Origin of the sequence: Flavobacterium ardleyense (assembly GCF_042686085.1) — a bacterium.
GTDB classification, from domain to species: Bacteria; Bacteroidota; Bacteroidia; order Flavobacteriales; family Flavobacteriaceae; genus Flavobacterium; species Flavobacterium ardleyense.
This window is the reverse complement of the sequence record NZ_JBHUOL010000022.1, coordinates 201,432-212,587: the sequence shown is the minus strand read 5'-3', so window position 1 is coordinate 212,587 and position 11,156 is coordinate 201,432. Positions and strand designations below refer to the sequence as shown.

Below are 11,156 nucleotides of genomic sequence, written 5' to 3'. Positions count from 1 at the left end.
GGAAATCAAGCGCTTTTTGAAAGATAATTAAAATTCTTTGTTAAACCTTTACTGCCATCTTGTCAGATTTTAAATTAATAGTATATTTGCATTCCCTAAGTTTCGGGATGATTTAAAGGAAATCTTTATATGGAAAAGGTAATAGACGAAGAGAAACAAGGCGAAAGCTTAGTTTTAGACCAAAAAGCAGGAAATACAAAAAAACTATTTATAGAGAGTTATGGTTGCCAAATGAATTTTTCGGATAGCGAAATTGTGGCGTCAATTCTTTATGAAAATGGATATAATACGACACAAAATTTAGAAGATGCTGATTTGGTGTTGGTAAACACGTGTTCTATTCGCGATAAAGCGGAACAAACGATTCGCAAACGTTTGCAAAAATATAATGCGGTGAAAAGAGACATTAATCCAAACATGAAAGTTGGCGTGTTAGGTTGTATGGCCGAGCGTTTAAAAAGCCAATTTTTAGAAGAAGAAAAAATTGTTGACCTAGTTGTAGGTCCTGATGCTTATAAAGATCTTCCAAATTTACTTTCAGAAGTGGAAGAAGGAAGAGATGCTATCAACGTGATTCTTTCAAAAGATGAAACTTATGGCGATATTTCTCCGGTTCGATTGAATAGTAACGGAGTGAACGCTTTTGTATCGATTACAAGAGGTTGTGATAATATGTGTACATTTTGCGTAGTTCCTTTTACTCGAGGTCGTGAACGTAGTCGTGAGCCACAAAGTATTATTGCTGAAATTCAGGATTTACATGATAAAGGCTTCAAAGAAGTAATGTTGTTAGGTCAAAATGTGGATAGTTACCTTTGGTATGGTGGTGGTTTGAAGAAAGATTTTGTGAAAGCAACCGCTATGGAAAAAGCAACCTCGGTAGATTTCACTCAATTATTGGATCAATGTGCTACACTTTTCCCTAAAATGAGATTTAGATTCTCAACTTCAAATCCGCAAGACATGCATATTGAAGTTATTGAAACTATGGCAAAACATCATAACATTTGCAATTACATTCATTTACCGGTTCAAAGTGGAAGCACTAGAATTTTAAAAGAAATGAATCGCCAACATACACGTGAAGAATATATTGCTTTAGTAGATAAAATTTACGAAATTATTCCAGACATTAGTTTATCACAAGATATTATTACGGGATTTCCAACAGAAACTGAAGAAGATCATCAAGATACTTTAAGTTTATTGGAACATGTTAAATATGATTTTGGATTTATGTTTTCTTATTCTGAACGACCAGGAACAATGGCCGCTAGAAAATTAGAAGATGACGTTCCGGAAGAAGTAAAAAAACGCAGGTTATCTGAAATTGTAGCTTTACAGCAAACAATAGCTTTAGAAAGAACACAAAGATTCCTCGGACAAGAAATGGAAGTTTTAATTGAGCGCGAATCAAAACGTTCAGATCAACAATGGAGTGGTAGAAATTCGCAAAATACGGTAGTAGTTTTTCCAAAAGAAAATTACAAAATTGGTGAATTCGTAATGGTTAAAATGACCGATTGCACCAGCGGAACCTTGATTGGGAAAGCAGTGGGATATTCTGAATTAATGAATTAAGTTTTAAGTTAACCTTTTAAACTTCAAACCTTAAACTTTTAAACTTTTTAAATGGAATCAGTACAAGCAATAAAACAGCGATTTGAAATTATTGGGAATGACCCAAAGCTAAATCGTGCCGTGGAAAAAGCTATTCAAGTAGCGCCTACGGATATTTCGGTATTGGTAACGGGTGAAAGTGGTGTTGGTAAGGAAAGTATTCCGAAAATTATTCACGCACTTTCGCATAGAAAACATGGAAAATACATTGCGGTAAACTGTGGTGCTATTCCAGAAGGAACAATTGACAGTGAACTTTTTGGACATGAAAAGGGTTCTTTTACAGGAGCAACTGGAGCTAGAGATGGTTATTTCGAAGTGGCTGATGGTGGAACAATTTTTCTAGATGAAGTTGGTGAATTACCTTTAACTACTCAAGTAAGATTATTACGAGTTTTAGAAAACGGAGAATTCATAAAAGTGGGTTCGTCTCAAGTTCAAAAAACGAATGTTAGAATTGTAGCAGCAACAAATGTGAATATGTTTGATGCAATTGAAAAAGGTAAATTTCGTGAAGATTTATACTACAGATTAAGTACGGTTGAAATTATGCTTCCGCCTTTACGAGATCGGAAAGAAGACATTCATTTATTGTTTCGAAAATTCGCTTCAGACTTTGCACATAAATACAAAATGCCCGCTATTAAGTTAGAAGACAATGCAGTTGAAATTTTATTAAAACACCGTTGGAACGGAAACATTCGTCAATTGCGAAATGTTGCGGAACAAATATCGGTGTTAGAAACAAAACGTGATATTACAGCACAATCGTTACTATCGTATTTACCTTCAGAAAATCCAAATTTACCATCGGTAATTGGAACAAAGAAGTCGGAAAGTGATTTTAGCAACGAAAGAGAAATTTTGTACAAAGTACTTTTTGACATGAAAAGTGATTTGACCGATTTGAAAAAACTAACGTTAGAATTGATGCAAAGTGGCAGTTCTAAAGTACAGGAAACCAATAAGGGATTGATTCAGAAAATTTACGGTAAACCCGAAGAAAGTACAATTTTTGAAGAACAATCAAGAGTTGAAATGCTATCAAATCAAAACAACAGCAACCAAGACGAATTTGAAGACGACGATGATGATGAAAATTACTTATTTGCGGAAACTGTTGACGAAGAAGAAACATTGAGTTTAGAAGCCAAAGAAATTGAACTAATCAAAAAGTCTTTGGAAAGAAATAAAGGAAAAAGAAAAGCTGCAGCTGATGAGTTAGGAATTTCCGAACGTACTTTATACAGAAAAATTAAACAATACGATTTATAATGAGATATCTCCTAATTGCTTTGGGCTTGACCCTATCTTTACTTGCTTTAAGTTGCGGCGCTTATAATTTCACAGGAACAGGAAAAATTGACGCGAAGACTTTTCAGGTGAACTATTTTCAAAATAATGCGGAATTAGTTGAACCGGGTATTGAACGAATTTTCACCCAGTCACTTCAGGAAATTATTCAAAATCAAACGAATTTAAATTTAACAAACCAAGGCGGTGATTTGCTATATGAAGGTGAAATCACAGATTATAGAATTACACCTATGACAGCTACTGCAGACCAAAGAGCAGCACAAAACAGATTAACTATTACTATAAATGTTCGCTTCGTAAACAGAAACAAAGAAGACGACAATTTTGAAAAACGTTTTTCATTTTATGATGATTTCCCTGCCGATCAGCAATTAGTAGGTTCACAACTTACTAAATCATTAGATGTGATTTTTGAACGAATTAAGCAAGATGTTTTCAACGAGTCATTAGCCAAATGGTAAATACTAAAGCTTAATATTTTAAAATTGAGGTTGACCTTACACTTGAAATGAACACTACTGAATTAACATATCTTTTAAACAAACCTGAAGCTTCGAGCGAAAAACGAACGATAGCTTTAGAAAGTGCTGTTTTGCAGTTCCCTTATTTTCAGGCAGCGCGGGCTTTGCTATTAAAAGGTTTATACAATCAACAAAGTTTTAGATACAATTACGAATTAAAGAAAACCGCAGCACATACTACAGATAGAACTGTTTTATTTGAATTCATTACTTCCGATGATTTCACCTCTATTCAGCAAGAAAAAATCAACAGAATCCAAAAGACAGTTATGGATATTGTAGTTTATGATGCTGAAGAAGTTATAGCGGAGCAAATACAAACTGAGAATGAAGTCACTATTGAAGAAGTAAACCCTGTTGAAGAAGAAGAAGAAGAAGCAACAATTAAGACTTCGGAAGAAAAATTGGAAATTGGAAAACCTTTACCATTTACAAACAGCGAGAAACATTCGTTTCAAGAATGGCTCCAACTTACTAAATTTTCACCTATTGAACGTAAAGATGAGGACGTTGAGACAGAAATTGATATAGAGAAACAAAAAAAAATAGATCTAATTGATAAGTTTATTGAAGCAAATCCAAAAATTGCTCCAGTAAAAGAAATGACCAGACCACCAGCAAACATTAGCAAAAGTGCAGATGAACCTACACATCTAATGACAGAAACTTTAGCAAAAGTATATTTAGAACAAAAAAAATATACAAAAGCGATGCAAGCTTATGATATTTTAATTTTGAAATATCCAGAAAAAAGTAGTTTCTTTGCAGACCGAATAAAAGAAATCAAGAATTTACAACAAAATAATAATTAATTATGGGATTTACAGGCTTTTTAATTGCAATAACAATTGTTTGTTTTTTATTAATCTTAGCTGTTATGGTTCAAAACCCTAAAGGTGGAGGTTTATCTTCTTCTTTTGGAGGATCACAACAATTAGGAGGAGTTCAAAAAACAACTGACTTTTTAGATAAAAGTACTTGGACATTAGGAGGAATTTTAATTGCTTTAATTTTACTTTCAAGTTTAAGCTTTAACGGTACACAATCTACTGGTTCTAAAATATTAGGTGGAGATGAAATGACTGCTCCAACAACTACAATTCCTACTACTCCTACTGCACCAACTGCACCAGTCGCAAATGATCCTGCAGAATAAAGAATTCAATATATTATAAAAAATGCCAGCATGTCAGTGCTGGCATTTTTTATTACAACAAATATGACAGAGAAGGCAATTGGCACAGTTTCTGAACATTGAAGGATAGCAAATAATAATCAATAAATATATAAACCATGTCATTAAACATTAAACCTATTTCAGATCGCGTAGTGATTGCTCCATTGGCTGCAGAAACAACTACAGCTTCAGGAATTATAATTCCCGACACTGCTAAAGAGAAACCACAAAAAGGAACTGTAGTGGCCGTTGGTAATGGTAAAAAAGACTATACTATGACTGTAAAAGTTGACGATATAGTACTTTATGGTAAATATTCAGGAACAGAATTCAAATATGAAGGTAAGGATTACCTGATTATGAAAGAAGATGAGATTTACGCAATTCTTTAAAAAGTAACTGGTAAACTGTATGATGTAAATTGTACAAAACTTTAAACTTCAAACAACTAAAAAAATTAAAAAAAATGGCAAAAGATATAAAATTCGATATTGAAGCTCGCGATGGTTTAAAACGCGGAGTGGATGCATTAGCAAACGCAGTAAAAGTAACTTTAGGACCTAAAGGAAGAAATGTAATTATTTCTAAATCATTTGGTGGACCTGTAGTAACTAAAGATGGTGTTTCTGTAGCTAAAGAAATCGAATTACAAGATCCTTTAGAAAACATGGGTGCTCAAATGGTTAAAGAAGTAGCTTCAAAAACTAACGATTTAGCTGGAGACGGAACTACAACTGCAACTGTTTTAGCTCAAGCTATCGTAAAAGAAGGTTTGAAAAACGTTGCTGCTGGAGCGAATCCTATGGACTTAAAAAGAGGAATTGACAAAGCGGTAGAAGTTATTGTTGCTGAATTAGCAAAACAAGCGCAAGCTGTAGGTGATTCATCTGAAAAAATTAAACAAGTAGCTTCTATATCAGCTAACAATGACGAAACAATAGGTGATTTAATCGCTGTTGCTTTTGGAAAAGTTGGAAAAGAAGGTGTTATTACTGTTGAAGAGGCTAAAGGAACGGATACTTATGTAGATGTTGTTGAAGGAATGCAATTTGACAGAGGTTTTCTATCGCCGTATTTCGTAACAGATGCAGACAAAATGGTAGCTGAATTAAGCAATCCTTATGTTTTATTGTACGATAAAAAAATATCAAACTTACAAGAATTATTACCGGTATTAGAACCAGTAGCACAATCAGGAAGACCTTTATTAATTATTGCTGAAGATGTTGATGGACAAGCATTAGCAACTTTAGTAGTAAATAAATTACGTGGAGGTTTAAAAATCGCAGCTGTAAAAGCGCCAGGTTTTGGTGATCGAAGAAAAGCAATGCTTGAAGATATCGCGATTTTAACTGGCGGAATTGTAATAGCTGAGGAAAGTGGTTACTCATTAGAAAATACTACTTTAGAGATGCTTGGAACAGCTGAAAACATCACTATCGACAAAGACAATACAACAATTGTTAATGGCGCTGGAGAAGCTGACATGATTAAAGCAAGAGTAAACCAAATTAAATCTCAAATTGAGACTAGTACATCTGATTACGATAAAGAAAAATTACAAGAACGTTTGGCTAAATTAGCTGGCGGTGTTGCTGTTTTATATGTTGGCGCTGCTTCTGAAGTAGAAATGAAAGAGAAAAAAGACCGTGTTGACGATGCTTTACACGCAACTCGCGCTGCAGTTGAAGAAGGAATTGTTGCTGGTGGTGGTGTTGCTTTAGTAAGAGCAAAAGCTGCTTTAGCAAACCTAAAAGCTGAAAACGCAGATGAAGCAACTGGAATTCAAATCATTAATAAAGCAGTAGAATCTCCATTGAGAACTATTGTTGAAAATGCTGGTGAAGAAGGTTCTGTGGTAATTGCAAAAGTAACTGAAGGATCAGGTGATTTTGGATATAATGCTAAAACAGGAGAATACGTTCAGATGTTAGCTGCTGGAATTATTGACCCTAAGAAAGTAACTCGCGTAGCTTTAGAAAATGCAGCTTCAGTAGCTGGAATGATCTTGACTACAGAATGTGCTTTAATTGACATCAAGGAAGATGCAGGCGCTATGCCAATGGGCGGTGGTATGCCAGGAATGATGTAATTTCAAAGTACAAAATACGAAGTTAAAAGTACGAAGTATAAAAACCCCGATTAGAAATTTTCTAATCGGGGTTTTCTTTTCTGTCAATATTTAGAAAAGAAATAGTAGTAAAAAATAGAGACGAAATGCGCTAAAAAAAATCCCATTTCAAATAAATGAAACGGGATCTTTATATAAATTAATAAAAGTCTTATGCTTGTGGCGTATCCTTTTTCTCAATTGGTCTATCTTCTCTTGGAGGTCTTGGTAAAAGCGCTTTTCTTGATACTTTTTCTTTACGTGTTTTCGGATCTACACCTAAATATTTCACCATGAATACATCACCCATATTAACAACATCGGTTACGTTTTCTGTTCTTTCCCAAGCTAATTCTGAAACGTGTAATAAAACTTCATTTCCTGGCGCATCTAGATATTCTACAACTGCACCAAAATCTAACATTTTAATTACTTTCACTTCATAAGCTTCTCCCATTGCTGGTTTGAAAATAATAGAATCAATTTTAGCTAAAACAGCAGCAATTCCTGCAGGATCAGTTCCTAAAATTTCAACTACACCTTGCTCATCCACTTCATTGATAACAATAGTACAACCCGTAGCTTTTTGTAATTCTTGAATTACTTTTCCACCAGGACCGATTAATGCACCAATAAATGCACCAGGAATTGTTCTCATGATAATTTTTGGAGCATGAACTTTCACATCTTCGTTTGGTTTTGCTAAAGTTTCAATCAATTTACCTAAGATATGTAAACGTCCATCACGAGCTTGAGCTAATGCTTGCTCCATGATTTCATATTTCAATCCGTCGATTTTAATATCCATTTGACAAGCAGTAATTCCTTCTGAAGTTCCAGTTACTTTAAAATCCATATCTCCTAAATGATCTTCATCACCTAAAATATCAGATAAAACAGCAAAACGATCTCCGTCTGAAATTAATCCCATCGCAATTCCAGAAACTGGACGAATCAATTGAATACCAGCATCCATTAATGATAATGTTCCAGCACAAACTGTTGCCATTGAAGAAGAACCATTAGATTCTAATACTTCAGAAACAACACGAATCGTATAAGGACAATCAGCAGGAATCATGTTTTTCAATGCTCTTTGCGCTAAATTTCCGTGACCTACTTCTCTTCTTGAAGTTCCTCTTAATGGACGAGCTTCTCCTGTTGAAAATGGTGGGAAATTATAGTGTAAATAGAATTTTTCTTCTCCTTGTTGAGATGGTGAATCAATTTGGTTTGCTTCTCTAGAAGTTCCTAAAGTTGCTGTTGCCAAAGCTTGAGTTTCTCCACGTGTAAACAAAGCAGAACCGTGAACAGATGGTAAATAATTTACTTCACACCAGATATCTCTGATTTCTGTAGTTTTTCTTCCGTCTAAACGAGTTCCTAAATCTAAAGTTACATTACGAACTGCTTCTTTATTGGTTTTGTTGAAGTATTTAGAAACTAAATCCCCATTTTCTGCCAATTCTTCTTCAGTAAATAATGCTTTTACTTCTTCTTTTACAGCGTCAAATGCAGCCGAACGTTCGTGTTTAGCCGAACCTTTGCTAGCAATAGCGTAAATTTTATCGTAAGATGCTGCTTTTACTTTAGCGTAAATAGCTTCATCTTCTCTTTCTCCTTCATAAGTACGAACTTCTTTTTTACCAAAAGCAGCTTGTAAACGTAATTGAGCAGAAATTTGATTTTTAATGTGTTCGTGTGCAAATTTAATTGCCTCTAACATTTCAGCTTCTGAAATTTCTTTCATTTCTCCTTCTACCATTGCGATAGAATCCATAGAAGCACCAATCATCATGTCGATATCAGATAATTCTAATTGAGCGCGAGATGGATTAATGATGAATTTTCCATCAATTCTTCCTACTCTAGCTTCAGAAATCAACGTTTCAAAAGGAATATCAGATAAAGCAAGTGCTGCCGAAGCTGCTAAACCTGCTAATGCATCTGGCATTACATCTTCGTCATGAGACATCAATTGAATCATAACTTGAACTTCTGCATGGTAATCACTAGGGAAAAGCGGACGTAAAACACGGTCAACTAATCTCATTGTTAATACCTCGCTATCACTTGGACGTGCTTCTCTTTTGAAGAAACCACCAGGGAAACGACCTGCTGCAGCAAATTTTTCACGATAATCTACCGTCAATGGTAAAAAGTCGATACCTGGACTTGCTTTTCTTGATGATACAACTGTTCCTAAGATTACAGTGTTACCAATTCTTACTACTACAGAACCGTCAGCTTGTTTTGCTAAACGTCCTGTCTCGATTGTGATGCTTCTGCCATCACCTAAATCGATGCTTTCTACAAATAATTGTGGAATCATAAATTATTTCTCTAAGGTTATACAAAGGGTTAGTTGTGTTGTTGTTGTCGCAAAAATAAGTTATTACTTATTCATACTAGTTGTTGTAGTTGTGTCTAACCCAATGAAAAACCAAACTTTTTCTGTCGATATAAAAAAAACAAAAAGGGGCCGAAAAGCCCCTTTAGTTTATTATTTTCTAATTCCTAATTCTTTAATAATCTCACGGTATCTGTTAATCTCTTTCTTTTTCAAGTAATCTAAAAGACTTCTTCTTTTACCTACTAAAAGTACTAACGAACGCTCTGTGTTATAATCATGACGATTTTTTTTCAAATGCTCAGTTAGGTGAGTAATTCTGTGAGTGAATAATGCGATTTGCCCTTCAGCAGATCCAGTGTTTTCAGCTTTTCCTCCGTGTTTAGCGAAAATTTCAGCTTTAGTTTCTTTAGTCAAATACATGCTAATATTATTTTAAATGATTTTTATGTATGAATTGTATGGTAGCAATTCGAGTGCAAAAGTAGTATTTATTAATTGAATATCGATTATCAATTATCAACTATTTTTATAAAACTTTAAAACAAGGTCGCTACTTGCTCATTTACGTATTCTAAAAAGCGTTCATCCGCTTCTGTAAAAGGATCAATAACGTGCGAATCAATATCAATTTGACCAATATTTACACCTCCAACGAAAAGAGGCACAACTACTTCCGACTTTACAGTGAAGCTGCAAGCAATATAATTATCTTGAGCGCTTACATCTGGAACTACGAAGTTATTATTTGAAACAGCCACTTGTCCGCAGATACCTTTTCCAAAAGGAATTACGGTATGATCCGTTTCCGCACCCACATAAGGACCTAAATGCAACGTTTGCGCTTCGTGATTGGCAAAATAAAATCCTACCCAATTATAATATTCGACAGACTCATTAAGTAATTGGCAAATTGCTAAAAGCTTTTCATCTCTAGTTGTGTTCTCAGAAGAAACGATAGCAACAACTAATGGTTTTAAATTTTCGAAAGTCATTATTTATATTTTTTTACAAAAGTATTTAATCTATCCTATTAAAAAATCTATATTTTTGTTAAAAATTCACAATTTGAAAAACAATTTACTTCAATATAAACCTTTCTTTACTTTCCTGACAAAGTTTCTGCTTTTTTATGTCGTGTTTACATTCATCTACAAAATGTATTTGGACCAATATGATGTAACAAAAAATGAGGTCGATTTCTTTACAGAAATTGTGGCGAAGCAAACTGAGAATTTATTAGGCATTTTTACCGAAAGCAAAGCATCGCTTCCACACGACAAAGAACCATCAGTGAAATTGTTTTACAAAGATCGCTTTATTGCACGAATTATTGAAGGTTGCAATGCAATCAGTGTAATCATTTTATATGCTGCTTTTATTTTTGCTTTTTCAAGCCAATGGAAGAAAACGACATTGTACATCATTTTAGGCGTCTTGTTAATTCATATTTTGAACATTATCCGAATTGCATTATTAGTTGTTTTACTATATTACTATCCACAGCACGGAGAAATTTTACATGGAACATTTTTCCCGCTGTTTATTTATGGCGTAGTGTTTCTATTATGGATTTTATGGGTAACCAAATTTTCAGGCTATGTTAAACGAACTTCTTAAAGATAAAAAACGAATTGCACTACTTTTCCTATCATTTGTAGGATTAGTTCTTGTTCGTGCTTTTGAAAGTCAGCTTTTCTACGATCCATTTCTATCCTTTTTTAAATCAGAGTATCAAAATAAACCATTGCCTTCGTTTGACAGTTTGCAATTGTTTTTTGGCATTTTAATTCGATATATCTTAAATACTTTGTTATCATTAAGCATCATTTACTTAGTATTCAAACAAGTTGCATTAGTGAAGTTTACGGCTTTATTATTCGTAGTGTTATTTGTGATTTTAGCACTATTATTCTTCAGCGTACTGCTACTTTCAGAACAGTCTGATTATTTGGTTTTATTTTATTTAAGACGCTTTTTAATCCAACCGCTGTTTTTAATTCTTTTTATTCCTGCTTTTTATTACCAACAAATGGTTCGATAATTAAATGTAACTTTATA

The 11,156-nt window shown here is 33.9% G+C and carries 12 protein-coding genes; 9 read left to right on the top strand and 3 right to left on the bottom strand.

Features of this window, described 5'->3' with window-relative positions; all coding sequences use genetic code 11:
• Positions 1-129 precede the first annotated feature (129 nt).
• From miaB to groL, 7 genes are all read left to right on the top strand, one after another.
• Entirely contained in the window at positions 130-1,581 is a 1,452-nt protein-coding gene (gene miaB / locus ACFSX9_RS14845; RefSeq protein ID WP_379809076.1) for a tRNA (N6-isopentenyl adenosine(37)-C2)-methylthiotransferase MiaB, read from the top strand.
• 51 nt (positions 1,582-1,632) lie between these two features.
• A complete protein-coding gene (locus tag ACFSX9_RS14840; protein ID WP_379809074.1) occupies positions 1,633-2,895 on the top strand; it encodes a sigma-54 interaction domain-containing protein in 1,263 nt (420 codons plus the stop codon).
• Positions 2,895-3,398, top strand: a complete 504-nt coding sequence (locus ACFSX9_RS14835; RefSeq protein ID WP_379809072.1) for an LptE family protein — start codon at positions 2,895-2,897, stop codon at positions 3,396-3,398. The genes ACFSX9_RS14840 and ACFSX9_RS14835 overlap by 1 nt, the downstream gene beginning before the upstream one ends.
• Positions 3,399-3,445: 47 nt before the next feature.
• Positions 3,446-4,270, top strand: a complete 825-nt coding sequence (locus ACFSX9_RS14830) for a hypothetical protein (protein WP_379809070.1) — start codon at positions 3,446-3,448, stop codon at positions 4,268-4,270.
• Positions 4,271-4,272: 2 nt separating this feature from the next.
• Complete coding sequence (gene secG / locus ACFSX9_RS14825; protein ID WP_379809068.1) at positions 4,273-4,614, top strand: preprotein translocase subunit SecG; 342 nt, start codon at positions 4,273-4,275, stop codon at positions 4,612-4,614.
• A gap of 137 nt (positions 4,615-4,751) precedes the next feature.
• Entirely contained in the window at positions 4,752-5,027 is a 276-nt protein-coding gene (locus ACFSX9_RS14820) for a co-chaperone GroES (RefSeq protein ID WP_379809066.1), read from the top strand.
• Between the two features lie 74 nt (positions 5,028-5,101).
• The gene (gene groL, locus ACFSX9_RS14815; RefSeq protein WP_379809064.1) at positions 5,102-6,727 is read left to right on the top strand and encodes a chaperonin GroEL; all 1,626 of its coding nucleotides are present in this window, start codon (positions 5,102-5,104) and stop codon (positions 6,725-6,727) included.
• A gap of 190 nt (positions 6,728-6,917) precedes the next feature.
• Here the strand turns inward: groL and ACFSX9_RS14810 are convergent, their stop codons facing one another.
• The 3 genes from ACFSX9_RS14810 to ACFSX9_RS14800 all read right to left on the bottom strand — a co-directional run bounded on the left by ACFSX9_RS14810 (position 6,918) and on the right by ACFSX9_RS14800 (position 10,090).
• Positions 6,918-9,077 (bottom strand): polyribonucleotide nucleotidyltransferase, encoded by a 2,160-nt coding sequence (locus ACFSX9_RS14810; protein ID WP_379809062.1) that lies wholly within the window; start codon positions 9,075-9,077, stop codon positions 6,918-6,920.
• Between the two features lie 171 nt (positions 9,078-9,248).
• Positions 9,249-9,518: a 30S ribosomal protein S15 gene (rpsO, locus tag ACFSX9_RS14805; protein WP_322549810.1), complete on the bottom strand. Its 270-nt coding sequence runs from the start codon at positions 9,516-9,518 to the stop codon at positions 9,249-9,251.
• Positions 9,519-9,634: 116 nt separating this feature from the next.
• On the bottom strand, positions 9,635-10,090 hold the full coding sequence (locus ACFSX9_RS14800) for a GAF domain-containing protein (protein ID WP_379809060.1): 456 nt from the start codon (positions 10,088-10,090) through the stop codon (positions 9,635-9,637).
• A gap of 73 nt (positions 10,091-10,163) precedes the next feature.
• Here ACFSX9_RS14800 and xrtF point away from each other — a divergent pair, with 73 nt between their 5' ends.
• Positions 10,164-10,715: an exosortase family protein XrtF gene (gene xrtF / locus ACFSX9_RS14795; protein WP_379809058.1), complete on the top strand. Its 552-nt coding sequence runs from the start codon at positions 10,164-10,166 to the stop codon at positions 10,713-10,715.
• On the top strand, positions 10,696-11,139 hold the full coding sequence (locus ACFSX9_RS14790) for an exosortase F system-associated membrane protein (protein ID WP_379809056.1): 444 nt from the start codon (positions 10,696-10,698) through the stop codon (positions 11,137-11,139). The genes xrtF and ACFSX9_RS14790 overlap by 20 nt, the downstream gene beginning before the upstream one ends.
• Positions 11,140-11,156: the final 17 nt, after the last annotated feature.